Genomic DNA, 21,016 nt, shown 5'->3' on the forward strand with positions numbered 1-21,016 from the left:
ATATCTGAGATTATTATGATAGGTGTGGTATTACATGCACTACTATCATTCTGCATGGGCTAAGATTCTTGTGATCGATGCGTTTGCAAATCGAGTAACGGGACCAAGTCAACTAATCCACACTCTGCGAAAAAGAAGTATGTCATTCATTCTCACACTAGCGTAAGGCAATTCCCCAGTGCCGAAGCGGGTTCAAACTACAAACGCATTCTGGTTTCAAACTTCCCGTCAGATCGAGCAACGAGAACAACAGCTAACTAAATATACACCCTGCCAAAAAGCAACATGACATATTTCCTGCAACACCAGCGTAAGGCAATCCCCCAGCGCCGCAGCGGGTTTAAACTACAAACACACATCTCATTCAAAATTCCAGCAAAGTCGAGCAACGAAACATGCACATTATAAATCCACACATTGCCCAACTGCAGAAGGAATTTCGCAATTCGTACGTGACACATTGTCACGAACAGATATGGCGCAGACTCAAAACAATTTTTAAAAAAGTATTAGTCAATGAGCGGCGGCGATAAAGCGTCGCTGGTTTTTTGGAACTAAACGCCATTCTATTCCGTCTTACTGAACAAGAAGAGAGGCGAGTGAATGAAAAAACTGACAGCTGCAGGCATTGTCATAGTGATTTTGGCATTGATGTTTTGGTTCATTCCAAAAGAAAAGATGGAATCTGCGCAACATCACACAGCAGACGGTTCCCATGAATATGCCATTGTGTTAGGGGCGAAAGTAAACGGAGAAACGCCTTCTTTATCGCTTCGGTACCGGCTGGAGTCGGCAGCTGATTATGCCACACGTTTCCCGCATGTAAAACTAGTACTGTCGGGCGGCCAGGGTAAAGACGAAGCGATCAGTGAAGCACAAGCGATGTATCGTTATTTGCTCAATCAAGGTATAGCTAAAGAGCGGCTCATCATAGAAGACCGGTCAACTTCTACATATGAAAACCTGCAATTTACTAAAGAACTGCTTCCTGAATTGGCCGGTGTGACGATAATCAGCAGTGATTTTCATTTGGCCAGAGCACGATTTTTGGCAAAGCAACTGGGCTGGCAATCAGATGTGGTGGCAGCAAAGACTCCAGAGGTTGTAAAAACAAAAGTATTGATTCGGGAGCGGCTGGCTTTATTGAAGACGTGGATCTTCAGAAAATAAACTTAAACTGATACATACTGAAAAAAAGTGACGGAATCAATTGATTTCGTCACTTTTTTCTTATAAAGAAGAAATAGCATGGAATTGAGGTTCGCCATTACTGAATGTAGCAATATAACGGAAACCGATTGATTGGAACAGTTCAATGGATTCCCTGAATTCATGGGCGATATCTGAAGGGCGGTGTGCGTCTGATCCAAGCGTAAGAATTTCACCTCCGCATTGTTTGTAAAGGCGTAGAATATCTTCGCTTGGCATATTGTGCGCCAGACCATAACGTGTGCCTGAGGTATTAAGTTCGATTCCTTTGCCTTCAGGAATAATGGTCTGAAATATCTTTTCCAGATAATCATGGAATAAATGAGCCGGCGGCCGTCCGGTATAGCGTTTGATCAGATCCACATGGCCGAGCACGCTGTAACGTTTATAATTCTGAACACAGTAGAGCAGCTCCTTATAGTATGTTTCAAAAGCATCTTCCACAGAACGGTCGGCAAATAGTGCCTTATAATGAAGCGATTTATTTTCGACAGTGTGAAGTGAACAGATAACAAAGTCGAAACTGTGCTCGTCCATGAGTTGTTCGTAGCGATCTAGCAGATGGGGCTGCAGGCCGATTTCTACGCCTTTTTTAATCGTCAGCTGTCCTTCAAACTGATTGTTGAGCTGCTGGATTTTTTCAGCATAAGCAATCTTGTCGAAATCAAACAGTATTGTTTCATCGGGATATTCATAGTCGATGTGATCGGTGAAGCAAATTTCCTTCAGTCCTTTGGCCACGGATGCTTTGGCCATTTCTTTCATCGGGATTTCACAATCAGCTGAAAATGCGCTGTGCATATGATAATCAAACATTGGATCAGGTCTCCTTTTCTATAATCCATATTGTAGCAGATGAATTACGACAGATACAGTTGACAATACCCAAATAACCCATTATAGTAGTAATTAACTTTAGTCTAGTAAAGCGATGAAGTATTTATTGGAACGAAAGGCGGTAGAAAGTATCTTGTATTCTGAAATCCTGGCTCATGAACATGAGAGACATGAAAAAATTATCGAAACGTTGAGTAAACGTTTCACTACATATGGTTATAAGCGAATTAAAACATCAGCTTTTGAAAGGTATGATCTCTATTCGAATGTCCGCACATCGATCAATCAGAATGAAATGATCAAAGTGATTGATTATACCGGTGAATTATTGGTATTGCGTCCGGACGTGACTATTCCTTTGACACAGGAACTTGTTCAAATGAACGGCAGCCTGCCCGAAGAGATGCGCTATTACTATGTTCAGGAAGTATTCAGACAGACCTTCCGGGAAAATGAGGAGATCGGGAAGACGCAGGCGGGTGTCGAGTATTTCTGTGAAAGCTCACCTGAAGCAGATGCCGAGACAATTATGCTGGCATGTCATGCATTAAGGGATGTTGGATTTTCGGATGTGAAAATTGAAATCGGCCATGCGGGATTCTTCAATGAATTAATTGCAGACCTGTCATTGTCAGCAGAACTGACGGCTGAGCTGAAAATAATAATTCAGGCCAAGAATGTTGTGGAGATCGGTCCATTCCTGGAAAACTTGGAAATCGACCCATCAGTCAAAGAAGTATTAGAACAATTACCGTTCCTGTACGGTGCCCCTGAAACAGTTTTTGAAAGGCTTCAAAATTTGCGGGTAAGCGAATCTGTAAAGCAGGCCATCAACTATTTGCAACAGACATACGAAATCGCAGATCTATACGGCCTGAAAAAACATATCGTTATCGATCTTGGATTGATCAATCGTATGGGATATTACTCGGGCATCATCTTCCAAGGGTATGTAGAGAAATTTGGCAAACCTGTATTGATGGGCGGACGCTATGATTCTTTAAGCGAAGAATTCGGCATCAAAAGACCGGCGATCGGTTTTGCCTGTGAGATTGATTCGCTGGTAAAAGCAACGGCGCACAAAGAACTTCAAGAGCGTTTCAGCATAGATATCACAGTTCTTTATGAAGAAAGCCGAATGAAATATGCGATTGATATTACGAATGAATTGCGTGAACGTGATTATCGAGTGCTCTCCAAGCCAATGAAACAGACATTTCATTCGAAAGACAGTATGTACACGATTCAACTGACTGAACTTGTTAATGAGCTGACAGATGAAGAAGGAACAACTGAGTTTGCAGATTTCAAGGAATTGCTGGAGATGATTGTGAGCAGGAAAGGGGTACCTGAATGGACTATTTAACTGTCGCAATGGCCAAAGGACGCACGGCTGAGCGGGCGATGAAATTTCTGGAGAAATCGGATGTCCGCTTTTCAAATTTTACGGATGAAAGCAGAAAGCTCGTCATCTATGATGATCAACAGAAGATTAAACTCATTTTCGTCAAAGCGGTAGATGTCCCGGTGTATGTCGAGAACGGTGCAGCGGATGTCGGGATTGTCGGCAAGGATGTCATGATGGAAGACCCGCGTGATGTCTATGAATTGCTTGATCTTGAAATTGGCAGATGTAAATTATCGGTAGCCGGATTTCCTGAAACGCACATAGAAAACAAGCCATTTCTGACTGTTGCTACGAAATATCCGCTTATTTCAAAAGAGTATTTTGACAAGAAGGGTATACGCACCGAAATGATCAAATTGAACGGTTCAATTGAGCTGGCACCGTTGATCGGCATGTCGGATGTCATTGTCGATATTGTGGAAACGGGTACCACCCTAAAAGAGAACGGGTTGGTTGTGCTGAAGGAAATAGCAGATGTCAGTGCCCGTTTGATAGTAAATAAGGCCAGCTATGCAACCAAAACTGCAGACATTCAGCAGTTCATTCAAGATATGAAAGAAGGGTTGGAGGTGCACGCATGAAAACGATTCGAGGAAATGAATTCAGGGAAGAACTGCTCAAGCGCAGCGATTCAAGTCAGCCCGATGTAGAATTCGACCGGAATGTTCTGTCGATTATTGAACGTGTCCGCGCAGAAGGCGATCAGGCTGTGCTTGAGTTTACTGAGCGTTTCGATGGCGTGAAGCTGGTTCAGATGCTGGTTACAAATGAAGAGATTCGGGAAGCGGAACAACTTGTTACAGACGATTTTATCCGTTCGCTGCGTGCAGCAAAGCAGCGAATCTCAAATTATCATGAAGCACAAAAAGAACAGTCTTGGTTCTTCAATCCAAATGAAGGGATCATGCTTGGCCAGAAGGTAACGCCGATTTACAGCGTTGGGCTTTACGTTCCTGGCGGAAAAGCAGCATATCCCTCGACCGTCCTGATGAACGCATTACCTGCGAAAATAGCAGGAGTTTCACAGATTTCCATGGTAACACCTCCGCAGCGTGACGGTAAACTTAATCCTCACGTACTCGTTGCAGCAAAGGAAGCAGGGGTGGATAGAATCTATAAGGTCGGCGGCGCACAGGCAATTGCTGCACTAGCCTACGGAACAGAAACAATTGAAAAAGTCGTTAAAATTACAGGCCCTGGCAATGCTTACGTCGCCCGTGCAAAAAAATGGGTTTTTGGCGATGTGGCGATTGATATGATTGCAGGACCCAGTGAAATTTGTGTCGTCGCGGATGAGAATACGAATCCCGTCTATGCGGCTGCAGATTTGCTGTCACAGGCAGAACATGATGAACGGGCGGCTGCTGTATGTATCACAACAAGTGAATCATTTGCAGAAGACTTGTCCGCAGAAGTGGACCGTCAGCTTGCAAAACTTGAGCGCAAAGAAATTGCCGCACAGTCCATTGATCAATACGGACGCATCATTGTGGTCGACACACTGATAGAGGCGTTTGATATCGTCAATCGGCTGGCGCCCGAACATTTGGAGCTCATGATCAAAAATCCAATGGAACATTTAGCTTCCATCAGAAATGCAGGAGCAATTTTCCTTGGCGAACACGCTCCTGAAGCACTGGGTGATTATATGGCAGGGCCGAATCATACGCTGCCGACAAGCGGAACAGCAGCATTCTCATCTCCTCTCGGCGTCTATGACTTTATGAAAAAGTCGAGTGTTATCTATTACTCTGAAGAAGCACTGGCTGAAGTGGCGGATGATGTAATTGTTCTGGCGGAAGCAGAACAGCTGAATGGGCATGCCAACTCCATTAAAGTACGAAAGGCAGGAAGGTAAATGCGCAAACAACAAATCACGCGGAAAACAGGCGAGACAAACATAAATATGGACTTTTTTTTGGATGGCACAGGGGAAACGAAGATTCAGACGGGCGCAGGATTCTTCGACCATATGCTGACAGCTTTCGCAAAGCACGGCCGGTTTGATCTAACGGTGAAGTGCGATGGGGATATCGAAGTGGATCAGCACCACTCCGTTGAAGACGTGGGTATTGTCTTAGGGAAAGCATTCAATAAATGCATCGGAACTAAAGAAGGGATTGAACGTTTTGCGACAGTGTCGACGCCGATGGATGAAGCGTTATCCACAGCATCAATCGATATAAGCGGCAGATCATTCCTTGTGTTTAATGTGGACGGAATGAAAGATAAAGTAGGGGATTTCGACACAGAACTGGTGGAAGAGTTCTTCATCGCTTTCACAAGCCATGCTGAAGTCACGTTACATATTAACTTGGACTACGGAAAAAACACACATCACATTATCGAATCAATTTTCAAAAGCTTCGGCCGCGCACTGCGGGTCGCCAGCACCATCAACCCGGATATACAGGGTGTTCCTTCTACTAAAGGAACGTTATAATTATCATTTCATTAGGGGGAACCAGAGGATGATTTTATTTCCGGCAATTGATATTAGAGGCGGCAAATGTGTGCGCCTGATTCAAGGGGATTACGACCAGGAAGTTATATATAATGATTCGCCGACCGACATGGCGCAGGAATGGCAGCGCCAGGGTGCTGAACACATTCACGTCGTCGATCTGGACGGAGCTAAAACAGGTGATTCATTAAATAGAAAAGCAATTGAAGCAATTGCTAAAGCAGTCACAATACCGGTTCAAGTCGGCGGCGGGATTCGCACGATGGATATTGTTGATTCGCACATTGCAAATGGTGTTGCACGTGTCATCATTGGCACGGCGGCAATTCAAGATCCTGAATTTCTTAAACAGGCAGTCAAAAAGTACGATGGAAAAATTGCAGTCTCCATCGATGCGCGCAATGGGCTCGTCGCAACAGACGGCTGGACCGAAATGAGCGATGTCAAAGCAGTGGACTTACTGCAGGAACTGGATAAAATCGGAGTGAAAACGGTTGTTTATACAGATATCATGAAGGACGGTATGCTGCAGGGACCTAACTTTGAAGAACTGCAAATAATGAATGAAGCCTCTTCCATCGATATCATTGCTTCTGGCGGTGTCTCCACTGAAGAAGACATTAATAAACTTGCCGCGAAAGATATGTACGGCGCAATTATCGGAAAAGCATTATATGAAGGCAAACTATCTTTGGAAAAACTACTGGAGGACGACAGTCATGTCAGCAACTAAAAAAATTATTCCGTGTTTAGACGTAGACAACCGCAAAGTCGTAAAAGGAAAGAAGTTTCTGGACGTACAAGAGGTGGCAGATCCACTGGCACTCGCTAAAAAGTACGTAGCAGATGGTGCGGATGAACTGGTATTTTACGATATCTCAGCTTCTTCGAAAAATCGCGGAATGTTCCTGGATTTAATAGAGGAAATTGCTAAAGAAGTGCCGGTTCCGTTCATTGTAGGCGGCGGAATCCGCACACTTGAAGATGTTGACAAAGTATTTGCGCTCGGCGGCAATAAGATTTCTATTAACAGTGCTGCGCTGACAAATCCCGATATTATTAAAGAAGTGGCGGATAAATATGGTGCAGAACGCGTTATGCTGTCAATGGACGTCCGTCAGACAGGCGAAGGGAAATGGACAGTGTTCGCAAAAGGCGGAATGGAAGAAACAGATATCGACGCGATTGAATGGGCTAAGAAAATGGAGAAGCTCGGGGCCGGCGAACTGGTCGTCAACAGTATTGATGAAGACGGCGTGAAGGATGGCTATAATCTTGAATTGAACAGGGCAATGGCGGAAGCGGTCAATATTCCAATTATCGCTAGCGGCGGCGCAGGAAAGCCTGAACATTTTAAAGAAGTTTTGACGAAAGGCAGGGCAGACGCAGCGCTGGCCGCTTCTGTATTCCATTTCAATGAAATCAATATCCGCGAATTGAAAGAGTATTTGGCAGGAGAAAATATTGCAGTTAGGAATGACTAATATGACACTAGACATCAACTCACTTACATTTGACGACAATGGTCTGATACCGGCAATTGTACAGGACGACCGCACAGGTGATGTCCTCATGCTCGCTTATATGAATAAAGAATCGATTGAAAAAACGCTTGAAACGAATGAAACTTGGTTCTTCAGCCGCTCAAGACAGAAGCTCTGGAACAAAGGTGCAACCTCCGGCAATCGCCAGCAAGTACAGCGTATTTCTGTTGACTGCGATCAAGATACATTACTGCTCCAAGTGACACCGCAGGGACCTGCATGCCACACAGGAGAGAAAACATGCTTCTTCACGACAGCAGTCGAGCAGAAAGAATCACTGCGTGAAGTGGTATATGAAGTAATCGATGAAATCGCAGATCGCAAAAAACATCCGGTGGAAGGCTCTTATACCACCTACCTGTTCAATGAAGGAATTGATAAGGTCCTTAAAAAGGTGGGAGAAGAATCAACGGAGGTTGTCATCGGAGCAAAAAATGCGGATAAAGAAGAAGTGTCCAATGAAATCGCGGACCTGATCTATCACACGCTGGTCTTAATGAATATTCTCGACGTCGATCTGAAAGATGTGCAGCAAGTATTGCGTGAAAGAAGACCGAAAAAGGAAGTGCTTCGCGATGAGTAGATTTCTGAGCACAGTTGCGAGGCGGACGGAACCTTACATTCCGGGTGAACAATTGAATCAACCGGATATCATCAAACTGAACACCAATGAAAATCCGTATCCGCCGAGTCCGAAAGTGCTGACGGCGATTCAGTCGGCGCTCGAAGCAAATACACTGCAGCGGTACCCTTCACCGACAGCCGATCCTCTGCGGCATGCGATTGCCGATACATACGGACTGAGTGCTGAACAAGTATTTGTCGGCAACGGTTCCGACGAAGTGCTGGCATTTTCATTCATGGCATTTTTTGAACCGGGCAAAACGATACGCTTTCCGGAGATCAGCTACAGTTTTTATCCGGTGTATTCAAAGATATTTGATATTTCATTTGAAAAAGTTCCTTTGAATGAGGATTTCACTTTACCGGCAGAAAAGTTTTATGGTTCACAAGGCGGCGTCATTCTGCCGAATCCCAATGCGCCGACGAGTCTTTATGCAGAACTAGATGTAATAGAAGCAATTTTGAAGGAGAATCCCGACCAGGTAGTGATCATCGACGAAGCATATATTGATTTTGCAGGTCCTTCCGCTATGAAGCTGATCGATCGCTATGCTAATCTGCTGGTCATCCAGACAACATCTAAATCGCGAGCGCTTGCCGGACTGCGGGTAGGGTTTGCGCTTGGACAGCCGGACCTGATCGCGGGACTTACGAGAATTAAAGATTCATTCAACTCTTATACTATTGACCGGTTGGCAATGGCCGGAGCGATAGCTGCTTTTCGAGATCATGCATATTTCTCAGAAAGCACTAAGAAAATCATTCGCACAAGAGAGAGCTCCGCACAAATGTTGAAGGAGATTGGATTTGATGTGCTGCCGTCTGACGCAAACTTTTTATTTGCCAAGTCTGTGAAGCATGATGCAAAAGTGCTGTATGAGCAGTTAAAAGAGCGCGGCATTCTGGTCCGGCACTTTGACCAGGCGGGTATACGTGATTATTTACGTATCACAATCGGTACAGATGAGCAGATGGAGTTACTGTTTAGAGTGCTAAAAGATTTGAATAAATAAAAAGTCAGCGCCAAGATCTGTTTTTGGTAAATTGCCATATATGTACTTCGAAAATCATTCTGCGGGTTGGTGTGGTTTTAATTTTATATGTGCGGGTTTCGTTGAACGACTTTGCAGGAAGTTTGAATGGGGTGTGAGTTTGCAGTTTAAACCCGCTTCGGCGCTGGGGGATTGCCTTACGTCATGAGCCTACTGGAAAAGAGCACGCCAGCAGTCTCATGACAACGGCCTACCCCGCAGTTGCGCCTTCGCTGATGTTGAGAATGTATGCCATATTGTCTTTTTACAAAGTGTGAATTCAGTGTATGATATCGTTGCGCGGCTTTGCAAACACATTGATCGTAAAAGTTTAAGCCTTTGCAGGATTATAAGTAATGCATGAAACATCTTACCTATCGAATTAGTCTCAGATGTTATGCTCATACAGCTTACTGAAACAAAAAGTATATAGCACCAGCCTAGTGCACCGGAGTGGAAGGCGGCGACTCCGGGAGGATCAGCCCGACAGGTAAGACAACTTGCGGGAGCGAAGCGACCAAGTTGGCTTACCGCGGGCCCTCCGGAAAGCGTCCGCCTGGAACGCAGGGGAACGGTATTCTGAAATTCAAACTATACTGCATAATCAAAGCCAAATCCCAAACTTCTCATGAAATAGACTGCCAGGCGCAAGTTTGATGAACAGCTTAAATGAATAAACTAAATAAATAACCATTCATTATTGGATGGTTATTTATTTATGCATTATATATAAAAAAACAGTGAACGTTGAGTAAACAGCATTTTAAGTGTGTAAAGCAGGCCGTGTAAATGTATATGTATACGAAAAAATGTATTTTCTTCACGTTGCCTATTGTATTATTATACATAATGACTTATAATAATAAAAACAAAGAACGATTGGAGAGAATCATTTATGAAAACTAAAAATATAATTATTATTGGCGCAGCGGGAAGAGACTTCCATAACTTTAATACATACTACCGTAATAAGGAGGAATATAATGTGGTCGCATTCACAGCGACTCAGATTCCTGATATTGACGGACGAAAATACCCGGCAGAATTAGCCGGTGACCTGTATCCGGAAGGCATTCCAATTTATTCACAGGATCAATTACCTGAACTAATTAAAGAACTGAAGGCTGATGAATGTGTCTTCTCCTATAGTGATCTCAGCTACGAGAAAGTAATGGGAATCGGTGCAATTGTGAACGCGGCAGGTGCTAATTTCACATTGCTCGGCTCAAAGGCAACGATGATTAAAAGTAATAAGCCGGTCATTTCGGTTTGTGCTGTCAGAACAGGAACAGGGAAAAGCCAGACATCACGAAAAGTTATCGAGACTCTTTTAGAGCATGACTTGAAAGTAGTGGCAATCCGTCATCCTATGCCCTACGGCGATCTGGCTGCACAGCGTGTCCAGCGTTATGCAACAGTTGCAGATTTTGAAAAGCACAACTGTACAATTGAAGAAATGGAAGAATACGAGCCACATGTGGACCGTGGAAATATCATTTATGCAGGTGTGGATTACCAGGATATCTTGAATGCTGCGGAAAATGATCCAGACGGCTGTGACGTAATTCTATGGGATGGCGGAAACAACGACTTTTCATTCTATGAGCCGGATTTGGCGATTACCGTTCTTGACCCGCACCGTCCGGGGCATGAATTGAAATATTACCCGGGAGAAGTATGCTTGCGTACTACAGATGTATCCATCATCAATAAAATTGACAGCGCACCTGAAGAAGCTGTTCAAACAGTTGAAAATAATATTAAATTTGCAGCTCCGAACAGTACAATTATTAAAGCGGAGTCAAAGATCACAGTGGATAATCCGGAAATTATTAAAGGTAAACGTGTTCTGATCGTAGAAGACGGCCCAACGCTGACACACGGCGAGATGAAATTGGGTGCAGGCGTAATTGCAGCACAGCGTTTGGGTGCATCCGAAATTGTTGATCCGCGTCCGTTTGCAGTCGGCAGTCTGATCACGACATTCGAAAAATACACACATATTGACAGTATTTTGCCGGCAATGGGCTATGGCGAGCAGCAGCTGAAAGATTTGGAAGCAACGATCAATGCAACTGACTGCGACGCCGTTATTATCGGAACACCGATGGATCTGTCACGTGTAATCAACATTGATAAGCCTTGCACGCGTGTTTATTATGACCTGGAAGAAGTGGGAAGTCCGAACCTCGAGACAGTGCTCGGCGAATTTATCGTGAAACATAATTTAGCTGCAACAAATGTATAAAATAAAAAAATCACGCACCAGTGCCGGATTAAACATCGGCCGCTGGTGCGTTTTTCTGCTATACTTAAAGGTAAATAAGGGGGAACTGCAATGTTTAAATCAAAAATAATCGATCTCGTCATCGGGCTTGTCATGGTTTACTTTGCCTATGATCGGATTGCTGCAGGCTCTACGGGAATGGGAATCTTCTTCATCGTATTGGCTGCGCTGAACCTGCTGGCGTTCTTTATAAAGCTTAAAACCGACAAAGAACTTCGTGATAAACATTCCATCACAACACCTCGGGACTGAGTCTGAATTAAGATAAAACGAATCGGTTGTTCCTTTTTCGGCAATCCTGTAGTATAATAACGGGATTGCAATTTTTGAAATGAGGCTGGAATCTAAATGAAAAAATCCATATACGGTTTGACAATCGAAGAATTGACTAACTTCTTTATAGAAAACAAGCAGCAGAAGTTCCGAGCTGCGCAAGTGTGGGACTGGCTGTATAAAAAGCGTGTGCTGTCATTTGATGAAATGAAAAACATCAGTAAAGAGACACGTGACCTGCTGGACGAACATTTCACCATCCAAACGCTTGAGCAGAACGTCAAGCAAGTGTCACAGGACGGCACAGTGAAGTTTCTCTTCAAAATGACAGATGGCAACTTAATTGAAACTGTTTTGATGAAATTCCCTTACGGCTATTCTGTCTGTGTGACGACACAGGTCGGCTGTAATATCGGCTGCAGTTTCTGCGCAAGCGGTCTGCTGCGTAAAAATCGTGACTTGGATGCAGGCGAGATCGTCGGCCAGATCATGAAAGTGCAGGAACATCTCGATGGAAAAGGGGAAGACGAGCGTGTCAGCCATATCGTCGTCATGGGAATTGGCGAACCATTCGACAACTATAAAAATCTCATGAACTTTCTTCACATCGTCAACGATCAAAAAGGTCTGTCAATCGGAGCGCGTCACATCACTGTATCCACGAGTGGTCTGACAGAAAAGATTAAAGAATTCGCAGAAGAGAATATCCAGATCAACTTAGCTGTTTCATTGCATGCGCCAAATAATGAGCTGCGTTCAAAGATCATGAAAATTAACAAAGCATTCCCGATTGAGAAATTGATGGACTCGATCAATTATTATTTGGAAACGACAAATCGCCGGATTACGTTTGAATATATTTTACTGCGCGATGTCAATGATCATGTGAAAGAAGCAGAAGAACTCGGCAGATTATTAGCGGATAAGCGGCATTTGGCGTACGTCAACTTGATTCCGTATAATCCTGTTGACGAACACGGTCAATACCAGCGAAGCGAACCGCAAGCTATTAAATCATTTTACGAAGCACTGAAACGTAAAGGCATTAACTGCGGTGTTCGTCTGGAAAACGGTACAGATATTGATGCCGCATGCGGTCAACTGCGAAGTAAACAAATTAAAACAGCAAAAAAACAGCCGGTCGGAGAATAATCATCTCCAGCCGGCTTTTCTTATTTCTTCAGTAATTTGATAAGAAATTGGACAATGACAGAAACCGCCAGTCCAAATGAAGAAATGATGAACAGGGACAAGATACCGATCGCTTCTGAAAATTCATTATCCATCATGAGGAAGCTTCGAAACATTTCAGCGAATGCGAGTACCAGTACAACCATAAACATCTTGAAGGCAATATGTAATTGATAAAATAGTAAAAGGGAACTGACGATACCGACAATCAGTCCAAACACCGCAAATGATAAATAGTTGTTGACGACCAAATCGTGACCGAGAACAGTCCGTACGCCCAAAATAAGCAGAACGAACGATATCAATCCTGTAAAAAAACCGACTTTCCAATAACGAGAATCCAACAAGTACACCTGCTTTCCCTTCCTAGTATAGCGGAATCAGCGCCGGCCGTCATGTCTTTCGTTGCCGGCTGCCGATCATTTTATCCGCTTCATATCCTTCAGCAATTCATCGCGGTACGTTTCATTCGAGAAATTATACTCTTTCATAATATAGCCTTCTGAATCCATCAAATAAAAATTAGTGCCGTGCACCACTTGTGTCGAAGCCTTATGCTTCAGTACGAACGTCTGGAACTCTTCGCGCGCAAAGGCTTCCAGCTCTTGCTGGGAATAGCCGGTCAGCAGATGCCAGTTGGATTCATCATCAGTGAAATTGGCAATGTACTTCTTCAAAACCGCGGGGTTATCCACTTCTGAATCGACCGAGAAGGAAACGAATTCAACGTCTAAGCCTTCTTCTTTTAGCAGTTTCTGAAGATTGGCCATTTCGCTCGTCAATGTCGGACAAATCGTTGTACAGGAAGTGAAGGCGAAATCAGCAATCCAAGGCGTGCCGTTGAGCTGTTCAGTGCCAAATGGAGCGCCATCTTGATCTATGAAAGTAAAGGGACGAACTTGTTTTCCGCGTTCAAGCGGTTCACTGCAGCCCGTCAAAATTAGGATTGTCAGCAATAGAAAAGAGAAGAGACGTTTCATTTATTCATCACTCCTTTGCTCTAGTCCAGCAGAAAGAGGCAGCTCAATCGTGACGGCAGTATGTGTTGATTCATTCGACACGTCCAATGTCCCTTGATGTAATCTGATAATTTCTTTGACGATTGACAGCCCCAGCCCTGATCCGCCGGTTGTGCGGCTGCGAGCTTTGTCGGTGCGGAAAAAGCGTTCACCGATGCGAGCTACATCCTCATCACCGATTGTCACACCGTCATTGGTAATCTGATATTTCACGCCTGTCTCGCTTGCTGCTAAACGAATGATGATTTCCTGCTGAGCGTATTTGACTGCATTGTCAATCGTATTATAGAAGACTTGCTGTAAACGTTTCGGATCACCTTGCAGAATTAATTCTTCGTTAATTGATGTCTGTAATTGAATATTTTTTTCTTTCATTCGGATTTCAAACAGTTCCAGCGTATCGAGCAGCAGCTGTGCAATCGCAATCGGTTCGTTTTCGAGAGTATATAAATCCTGCTCGAGATGATTCAGCTCGACTAAATCGTGGATGAGTTTCTTCAGTCGTTCCGTTTCCTTCTCAATCGTCGATAGATACTGTTTAACGTCTTCAGGGGACCGGTCAATTTTATCTCTCGATAACTGTGCGTAGCCGCTGATATAAGTCAGGGGGGTCCGCAGTTCATGTACGACATTCGATGTGAAATCTTTTTTTCGCTGATCCTGCTCTTCTAATGAGCGGCTCATTGAATTAAACGCCATTGACAATTTACCGATTTCATCCGTTCGTCCAGTCTCCAGCCGGTTGGAATAATCGCCTTTTGATACGCTTTCAGAGTATGTCTGCAATGTCTGTAAAGGCTCGAACAGTGAACTCCAGACGCGCTTCAATAGTAAGAAAAGCAGAAGGAAAAAAATGGCGCCGACAACCGTCATAATCGGCAGGCTGTCCCGAAAAACATCTTGGATGGCGGCAAGCGGGACATAAATATAAATGAATCCAATAAGTCCGTTTTCACCTTTAATCGGAAAAATGCCGCCAAAGATTTCCCGGTTCAATTCCTCAACATAGCCCTCCTTCATAACAGGCTGGCCTGTTTCCAGTGTTTTTTCATCGCTTTCATTGACCAGTGACTGGTAATCCAGCTCATAAGGGAAGAATGAAGTCAGATCATCCAGCCGGTCGACAACGATAATTTCATATTCTGAGACGATATTATACCATTGGATTTTCTCAATGATGGTGTCGCTTAATTCGCCGTAATGATAGTGCGAAGCGGTCCGGTTACCTTGATAAATAATGGATTCTTTAATACGTTCTTTATAAAGATCTGTGTACAGATAATGAATGAAGAAAAACGAGAAAAGGATTGTGCAGGCGATGCTTCCTATAAAGACCAGCAACATCTTTTTGCTGAGATTCAAGTTATTCATTGAGGATCCTCAAATTTATAGCCGATGCCCCACACCGTTTCAATCATTTTTCCGGCGTCGCCAAGTTTCAGGCGAAGCGTCTTAATATGGGTATCGATGGTCCGTTCACTGCTCTGATGGTCGTTTCCCCAAATTAATTCGAGCAGCTGCTCACGGGAGTAAGCCCGCCCTTTATTCTTTGTCAGTAACAGCAATAAGTTGAATTCTTTCAAAGTTAAATTAAGCAGCCTGCTGTCAAGCTGAGCTGTATAAGAATCTTCATTGATTGTTAAAGGGCCGGCCTGCAAAACAAACGGTTCCGGATTTTGCCGGAAGGTCCGCCGCAACACTGCTTCAATGCGTGCTACAAGTTCACCGGGCATGAAAGGCTTGACGATATAATCATCTCCGCCCAATTTCAGTCCCTGAACCTTATCCCATTCTTCACCTCTGGCAGAAAGGAAAATCAGCGGCATTTCAGATAGCCGTTTCACTTCTTCCGCAAACGTAAAACCATCCATATAAGGCATCATGACATCCACGATACACAAATCGATATCATGCTGTTTTACGGCTGCCAAAGCTTGAATTCCATCACCTGCCTCTTCCACTAGATAACCGGCCTCTTCCAGGATCATCCGAATCAGATTACGCATCTGCGGCTCATCATCAATTACTAATATGTGGTAACTCATTGTATTTCTCCTCATTCCATATATCGATAGTGTAATTTTCCAAAAAACTTGTGAACTCTGTATGAAGTTTTAAGATATTGGGGAAACTTCATTAAAATTTCTCAATCATATCATATAATCATAACAGCTAAAACAATTGAAGGAGAATGAAAAACATGAAACGTTTCGGAATTTTATTAATGAGTGTCATGCTGACCGGTGCACTTGCTGCCTGCAGTCAGGAAGAAGATGTGCCGACAGATGCAGAACTTCCAGAAATACTGGAAGTGGAACTGACAGTGCCTGAACAGGCCAATGCTGGAGATTCTGTTGAACTGTCTGCACTTGTAACCCAGGGTGATGAAAAAGTCGCTGATGCTTCTGAAGTGTCCTATGAAACTTGGAAGGACGGAGAAAAAGAGAACAGTATCCATGTGGAAGCGACAAATGAGAAAGATGGTACGTACACAGCTGTCACTACGTTTCCTGATGATGGATTGTATACTGTTCAGGTGCACGTGACTGCACGTGAAATGCATATTATGCCTGAAAAGCAGATTCAGATCGGCGAAGTGCAGGAACATCTTGATGATGAAAGTGATCATCAAGATTCCGACAGCGACCATCATGAACACGGACAGACTGAAGGTCTTTCGATTCACTTTATGCAGCCTGAAGATACTAAGGCAGAAGTGGATACAGAATTGATGACGCATGTTGCCCTTGAAGGAGCACCATTGGAAGACACGCACGTACGCTATGAAATTGCTGATCCTGATAATGAAATCAAATGGGTGGAAACAGAGGAATCAAAACCCGGAGAATACACAGCGAACTATCAATTTCCTAAAGCAGGAAAATATAATGTTATAATTCACATTAAAGATGATGCGCTTCATGAGCACGAAGAACATGTAATTGAAGTGAAATAATATTTATTGCGCCCGCCAATCTTCCGTGTGGCGGGTTTTTAATTTTAAAACTCGAAATTATTGCAGAAAAGCTGTACACTGAGTGTAGTGATAAATTATAAATTACAGAGGAGTATCAGTATGACAAACTATCCAGAAAAAACATGTTCGATTGAACGATTGGTTACAATCCCGGAAGATGTACAAAAAGTTCTGAACGGAGAAAAATGGGCAACGAGACGAAATGGTGTCTACGCATATCCCGGCGAAACTATGGATCTTGAAGGTAAAGAGTATAAAATTGAAAAACTGTATCTACAGACGCTTGGCGAACTGACTGACGAAGATGCTAAATCAGAAGGCCACAGTACGGTGGAAGAGTACAAGCAGGCCATGCTTTCTATCCACGAAAAAATGCCTTGGCTCCCTCAAATGAAAGTATGGGTGCACGAATACAGCCCTCTTCAGAAATGATGTAATTTATGAGTCTCTATTACGGAGCAGTTGTTTTTGCCCACGTAGTATCGGCTGTCATCTCAGTAGGACCCTTATTCCTGCTGCTGCCATTGATTCGCAGGCTGCGTACTGCTAAGAGAGAAGCGGAAGACATCTATCTGGCTATCATTCGGGTGGTGATCCGGCTTGTCATGCACTCGGGACATGCCCTGGTGGTGACAGGTGTCCTGCTCATTTTATTTGGTCCTTGGCCGTGGCACAGTTCATGGGTGATTCTCACGTTAGCGGTTATGCTGCTGTCAGCTGTCTTTCTGGCGACCGGTTTTTCATCAGTCTTGAAGAAATTCCATGAATCCGGAAACGACAGACAATCGACTCTTGATAAACTGCAGCGCACCTCGTGGATCTATATCGGTTTACTGCTGATCATGCTTTGGCTGATGGTACAAAAACCTTCGATCTGGTAAAATTACATAACGAATGAAAAGATGTGTACAAAGCTGCACATCTTTTTTTGCGGAAGATACTGTTTGACAGTGAAAAACGCAGCGAATAAGATAGAAATTAGCAGCTTTTGCAAAGGGGACGATTGGAACATTATGAAAATGAAAATACTTGGACTGCTGATAATTGCGGGCCTTCTGCTGACAGGCTGCAGCGGCAATCAAAACGGTCAAACCATAAAAGTTGGTACAACAGAAGGGATTTATGCGCAAGTAGTAGATAAAGCGCTTGTACCGGCATTAAAAGAGCAGGGCTATAAAACAGAAGTCATCAAATACAGCGATTTAATTGAGCCGAATACTAAGCTTGCGGAAGGAGAAATTGATGCGAATTTATTTCAGCAATCAATTTATTTGGAACAGTTCAAAGAAGAATATAACTTGGATATTTCAGCGCTGACAGAAGTGCCGAGCGTCGGCCTTGGATTATATTCCAATTCCATCACTTCACTTGATGATATTCCTACCGGTTCACTGATCACGATTCCGAACGATGAACTGGGCACAGCAAGAGCATTGCGGTTTCTTGAGCAGCTGGGCATGCTGACGGTGGATCCGGATGCATCTCCATACAGTGTCAGCGAACAGCAAATCGTGGACAATCCTAAAAAATTAAAAATACAGCCTGTTATTACATCTCAGCTGATCGCATCACTGGCGAGCGGAGATGCGGCAGTTATTCCGGATAATTATATTCTGGCGAATGAAATGGAGCTGCAAGACGCGCTGGCTGAAGAACAGCTGAATAATGAGCTGGAATATATAATTGCAGTGAAAGATACTGATATGGATGAGGATTTCGCCAAGGCACTGAAGAAAGCCATTCAGTCTGATAAATTTAAAAAAGCCATTCAAGACGAATTTCAGGGGTTTGGTGAATAAACTAAATCCAAGAGCTCTACTAATGTATATGCGTTTTAATAAATACTTTCTTGGAATATAAAAATGTACGGCATCCATCTGGTAATGGAGCCGTACATTTTTTAGTTATCGGACGAGCTGCCGTTTTCGGAAGTCGACATCTTGATAATATGCATCTTTCACCAGTAAGTTCGGTCCGAGACAGCGGACAGCGGGGCAGTGACAGCTCACGCTTTTCGCGAGAGAGTGCTGCTGCCAGCGGTCATACAATTCGGGCAGCTGATCCGTTTGTATATTACCGAGCGGCGGTACATCACCAAAATCAGTGACAATGACATCTCCCGTGAAAATGTTGACGTTCAATCTTGAGCGGCCGTCCGGATCATTTCGAACCGTCACATTTTTGCCCGCTCTAAGCTTCGCAAATAGCTCTTGATCACGCGGGTCCTGACTGCAGTTGTAAAATGGCAGTGTCCCGAACAGCATCCATGTATCTTCATCACGGTAGGAAAGCAGTTCATGGATCGCCTGCCGGGTTTCATCTAATGACAGCACGTCAAGCGAAGAGGCAAAGTCGCTTGGGTACATAGGATGAATTTCGTGGCGGCCGCACTTCATTTCATTGACAATCTGTTCATGGATAGTTTTCAAATGCGGCAGTGTGCGCCGGTTGAGCATTGTTTCTGCTGATACCATAACGCCCATTTCTGATAAAGCTTTACTGTTTTCAATCATGCGTGCAAACTGAGCTGACCGGCGTTCGCGGGACGGCTGCTGTTCCATTCTGGCAAAACCGCCGTCGACGAAATCATCTATAGTACCCCAATTATGTGAAATATGCAGAACGTCCAAGTAAGGTGCAATCATTTGATAACGATCAATAGGCATCGTCAAGTTTGAATTAACCTGTGTTTTAATTTGACGTGAATGTGCATATTTCAATAAAGGCACAACATACTGCTCGACAGATCTCTTTGAAAACATCGGCTCACCGCCAGTTAAGCTGATCGTCCGTAAATGCGGGATTTCATCCAATCTTTTGAGCAGCAGTTCGATGGGCAGTGCGTCTGGGTCCTTTGGCTGCAGCATATAACCGACTGCACAGTGTTCACAGCGCATATTACATAAATAAGTCGTAGTAAATTCAATACTGGATAATACTTGCTTACCGTGAGTGTCCACGTCCAGATAGGCTTCCCAGGCATCTTTAGTAGATAAAACCATTTTTTTGACTCCTAACGTTTTAGTCCTGTTGAAGAACGTACTGGTCCATCTCTTTTGCATATTTATTCATGGAAGAAGGAGAGACATCAAAATGCTCTGCGATGTCCTTCAGTGTCATCGCAAGTGGTTTGAATAACTGATTGTCCTGTCCATAACGAATGGCACCTGCAGCAATCGCTACTTCCTTACGTGCATTTGGCTGCTGTTCCACTAAAAAATCTTCAATGAGTTCAAGCAGTTTATCCGACTGGCGCTCATGCTTTTCCAAGAACGCCGCTGCTGCTTCTAAGACACCAGATTCAAATTCAGTGAACTCATCTCCGGCATAGCCGTTTTCTCCAAGAGTTTTCCAGAAATCCATCGTGTGTTCATTCACAGAAGCGATTGTTCCTGCAAACTGTTTAATGGTATGAGAATGATCGGTGGGAAAGAAGATTAAACTGGATACAGCTAAGCAGTGATTGTCCTCTGTTCCATCAGGCAGCAGGAAGCAATAGAAATGAACGCCAGCGGGAACCGGTTTTTCGCTTTCCTTCCACAATTCAATGGTTTCTTCACCTGTAATGCTTACGGCAGTCAAGTACGTTTCTCCGACAGCAGTCACTTCCCCAATAAAGACACGGGGTTGCGCCCATTGATCGAGCAGTCCGATTATGGAAGGACGTGCTTGTTTTTTCTTTTGCTTATTCAAATAACTTGTCCATATATCTGGACGTTCGTGAAAGAAAAACTCATCCAGCGCAATCGCTTCAATCATTTCTTCAGGTAAATAAGAGCCTAAAGAAGATTTCCAAGTCTCTGCAAATTCTGAGAACACGGGAATATCATTTCGTTCCGGATAGATATCATAAAATGTCTGAAGCAGTCGTTCCATTTCTTCAGTTTGAACATCTTCAATAGAAACTGCTTGCTTTGATTCGCAGCATTTCTTGTATTTTTTACCGCTGCCACATGGGCATGGATCATTTCGTCCGACCATACAAACACTTCCTTTATAAAATTGCGACATAGTCTAGTGTACCAAACGGATGCTTAGTTGACATGCAATTTCTATCCAGGCGACTAATATGTAAAACTCTGAATATACAATTAGTCACTGAAATGATACGCTACTGAATAGGTAAACTGAAAAACTATAGGGGGAAGTTCG

At 43.7% G+C, this 21,016-nt stretch carries 23 protein-coding genes; 16 read left to right on the plus strand and 7 right to left on the minus strand.

Features of this window, described 5'->3' with window-relative positions; all coding sequences use genetic code 11:
• The first annotated feature begins 603 nt into the window (after positions 1 to 603).
• Positions 604 to 1,170, plus strand: coding sequence for a YdcF family protein (locus tag GDZ68_RS08555; RefSeq protein WP_153721860.1), 567 nt, complete (start codon positions 604 to 606; stop codon positions 1,168 to 1,170).
• A gap of 60 nt (positions 1,171 to 1,230) precedes the next feature.
• Here GDZ68_RS08555 and GDZ68_RS08560 read toward each other — a convergent pair whose 3' ends face one another.
• Positions 1,231 to 2,025 (minus strand): histidinol-phosphatase HisJ family protein, encoded by a 795-nt coding sequence (locus tag GDZ68_RS08560; protein ID WP_153721861.1) that lies wholly within the window; start codon positions 2,023 to 2,025, stop codon positions 1,231 to 1,233.
• A gap of 154 nt (positions 2,026 to 2,179) precedes the next feature.
• Here GDZ68_RS08560 and hisZ point away from each other — a divergent pair, with 154 nt between their 5' ends.
• The 11 genes from hisZ to rlmN all read left to right on the plus strand — a co-directional run bounded on the left by hisZ (position 2,180) and on the right by rlmN (position 12,829).
• Positions 2,180 to 3,412, plus strand: coding sequence for an ATP phosphoribosyltransferase regulatory subunit (gene hisZ, locus GDZ68_RS08565; protein WP_194841105.1), 1,233 nt, complete (start codon positions 2,180 to 2,182; stop codon positions 3,410 to 3,412).
• A complete protein-coding gene (gene hisG, locus GDZ68_RS08570) occupies positions 3,400 to 4,035 on the plus strand; it encodes an ATP phosphoribosyltransferase (protein ID WP_153721863.1) in 636 nt (211 codons plus the stop codon). Before hisZ ends, hisG begins: the two co-directional genes overlap by 13 nt.
• Positions 4,032 to 5,312 carry a histidinol dehydrogenase gene (gene hisD / locus GDZ68_RS08575; protein ID WP_153721864.1) on the plus strand — a complete coding sequence of 427 codons (1,281 nt, stop codon included), beginning with the start codon at positions 4,032 to 4,034 and terminating at the stop codon, positions 5,310 to 5,312. Before hisG ends, hisD begins: the two co-directional genes overlap by 4 nt.
• Complete coding sequence (gene hisB, locus GDZ68_RS08580) at positions 5,313 to 5,897, plus strand: imidazoleglycerol-phosphate dehydratase HisB (protein WP_153721865.1); 585 nt, start codon at positions 5,313 to 5,315, stop codon at positions 5,895 to 5,897.
• A gap of 28 nt (positions 5,898 to 5,925) precedes the next feature.
• On the plus strand, positions 5,926 to 6,651 hold the full coding sequence (gene hisA, locus GDZ68_RS08585; RefSeq protein ID WP_153721866.1) for a 1-(5-phosphoribosyl)-5-[(5-phosphoribosylamino)methylideneamino]imidazole-4-carboxamide isomerase: 726 nt from the start codon (positions 5,926 to 5,928) through the stop codon (positions 6,649 to 6,651).
• Complete coding sequence (gene hisF, locus GDZ68_RS08590) at positions 6,638 to 7,402, plus strand: imidazole glycerol phosphate synthase subunit HisF (RefSeq protein WP_153721867.1); 765 nt, start codon at positions 6,638 to 6,640, stop codon at positions 7,400 to 7,402. Before hisA ends, hisF begins: the two co-directional genes overlap by 14 nt.
• On the plus strand, positions 7,395 to 8,045 hold the full coding sequence (hisIE, locus tag GDZ68_RS08595) for a bifunctional phosphoribosyl-AMP cyclohydrolase/phosphoribosyl-ATP diphosphatase HisIE (protein WP_153721941.1): 651 nt from the start codon (positions 7,395 to 7,397) through the stop codon (positions 8,043 to 8,045). Before hisF ends, hisIE begins: the two co-directional genes overlap by 8 nt.
• Positions 8,038 to 9,099 carry a histidinol-phosphate transaminase gene (gene hisC / locus GDZ68_RS08600; protein WP_153721868.1) on the plus strand — a complete coding sequence of 354 codons (1,062 nt, stop codon included), beginning with the start codon at positions 8,038 to 8,040 and terminating at the stop codon, positions 9,097 to 9,099. Before hisIE ends, hisC begins: the two co-directional genes overlap by 8 nt.
• Positions 9,100 to 10,012: 913 nt before the next feature.
• Positions 10,013 to 11,365 carry a cyclic 2,3-diphosphoglycerate synthase gene (locus GDZ68_RS08605; protein WP_153721869.1) on the plus strand — a complete coding sequence of 451 codons (1,353 nt, stop codon included), beginning with the start codon at positions 10,013 to 10,015 and terminating at the stop codon, positions 11,363 to 11,365.
• Between the two features lie 90 nt (positions 11,366 to 11,455).
• Positions 11,456 to 11,656 carry a hypothetical protein gene (locus GDZ68_RS08610; RefSeq protein ID WP_153721870.1) on the plus strand — a complete coding sequence of 67 codons (201 nt, stop codon included), beginning with the start codon at positions 11,456 to 11,458 and terminating at the stop codon, positions 11,654 to 11,656.
• 96 nt (positions 11,657 to 11,752) lie between these two features.
• The gene (gene rlmN, locus GDZ68_RS08615) at positions 11,753 to 12,829 is read left to right on the plus strand and encodes a 23S rRNA (adenine(2503)-C(2))-methyltransferase RlmN (protein ID WP_153721871.1); all 1,077 of its coding nucleotides are present in this window, start codon (positions 11,753 to 11,755) and stop codon (positions 12,827 to 12,829) included.
• 20 nt (positions 12,830 to 12,849) lie between these two features.
• On the opposite strand, the gene GDZ68_RS08620 is transcribed toward rlmN, so the two are convergent.
• The 4 genes from GDZ68_RS08620 to GDZ68_RS08635 form a co-directional block, all read right to left on the minus strand.
• Positions 12,850 to 13,212, minus strand: a complete 363-nt coding sequence (locus tag GDZ68_RS08620) for a hypothetical protein (protein ID WP_153721872.1) — start codon at positions 13,210 to 13,212, stop codon at positions 12,850 to 12,852.
• Between the two features lie 75 nt (positions 13,213 to 13,287).
• The gene (locus tag GDZ68_RS08625; protein WP_153721873.1) at positions 13,288 to 13,848 is read right to left on the minus strand and encodes an SCO family protein; all 561 of its coding nucleotides are present in this window, start codon (positions 13,846 to 13,848) and stop codon (positions 13,288 to 13,290) included.
• Positions 13,849 to 15,258: a sensor histidine kinase gene (locus GDZ68_RS08630; protein ID WP_153721874.1), complete on the minus strand. Its 1,410-nt coding sequence runs from the start codon at positions 15,256 to 15,258 to the stop codon at positions 13,849 to 13,851.
• On the minus strand, positions 15,255 to 15,932 hold the full coding sequence (locus GDZ68_RS08635) for a response regulator transcription factor (protein ID WP_153721875.1): 678 nt from the start codon (positions 15,930 to 15,932) through the stop codon (positions 15,255 to 15,257). The genes GDZ68_RS08630 and GDZ68_RS08635 overlap by 4 nt, the downstream gene beginning before the upstream one ends.
• 155 nt (positions 15,933 to 16,087) lie before the next feature.
• Here GDZ68_RS08635 and GDZ68_RS08640 point away from each other — a divergent pair, with 155 nt between their 5' ends.
• The 4 genes from GDZ68_RS08640 (at position 16,088) to GDZ68_RS08655 (ending at position 18,663) form a co-directional block, all read left to right on the plus strand.
• Positions 16,088 to 16,843, plus strand: a complete 756-nt coding sequence (locus GDZ68_RS08640) for a FixH family protein (protein ID WP_194841106.1) — start codon at positions 16,088 to 16,090, stop codon at positions 16,841 to 16,843.
• A gap of 120 nt (positions 16,844 to 16,963) precedes the next feature.
• Entirely contained in the window at positions 16,964 to 17,296 is a 333-nt protein-coding gene (locus GDZ68_RS08645; protein WP_153721877.1) for an ASCH domain-containing protein, read from the plus strand.
• 8 nt (positions 17,297 to 17,304) lie between these two features.
• On the plus strand, positions 17,305 to 17,745 hold the full coding sequence (locus GDZ68_RS08650; RefSeq protein ID WP_153721878.1) for a DUF2269 family protein: 441 nt from the start codon (positions 17,305 to 17,307) through the stop codon (positions 17,743 to 17,745).
• Positions 17,746 to 17,814: 69 nt separating this feature from the next.
• Positions 17,815 to 18,663 carry a MetQ/NlpA family ABC transporter substrate-binding protein gene (locus GDZ68_RS08655; protein ID WP_228551059.1) on the plus strand — a complete coding sequence of 283 codons (849 nt, stop codon included), beginning with the start codon at positions 17,815 to 17,817 and terminating at the stop codon, positions 18,661 to 18,663.
• Positions 18,664 to 18,768: 105 nt separating this feature from the next.
• On the opposite strand, the gene yfkAB is transcribed toward GDZ68_RS08655, so the two are convergent.
• Positions 18,769 to 19,866: a radical SAM/CxCxxxxC motif protein YfkAB gene (gene yfkAB / locus GDZ68_RS08660; protein ID WP_153721880.1), complete on the minus strand. Its 1,098-nt coding sequence runs from the start codon at positions 19,864 to 19,866 to the stop codon at positions 18,769 to 18,771.
• A 19-nt stretch (positions 19,867 to 19,885) separates the two neighbouring features.
• Positions 19,886 to 20,845 carry a YecA family protein gene (locus tag GDZ68_RS08665; RefSeq protein WP_153721881.1) on the minus strand — a complete coding sequence of 320 codons (960 nt, stop codon included), beginning with the start codon at positions 20,843 to 20,845 and terminating at the stop codon, positions 19,886 to 19,888.
• Positions 20,846 to 21,016: the final 171 nt, after the last annotated feature.

It is taken from the genome of Sporosarcina cascadiensis, from assembly GCF_009650995.1.
Classification (GTDB): domain Bacteria; phylum Bacillota; class Bacilli; order Bacillales_A; family Planococcaceae; genus Sporosarcina; species Sporosarcina cascadiensis.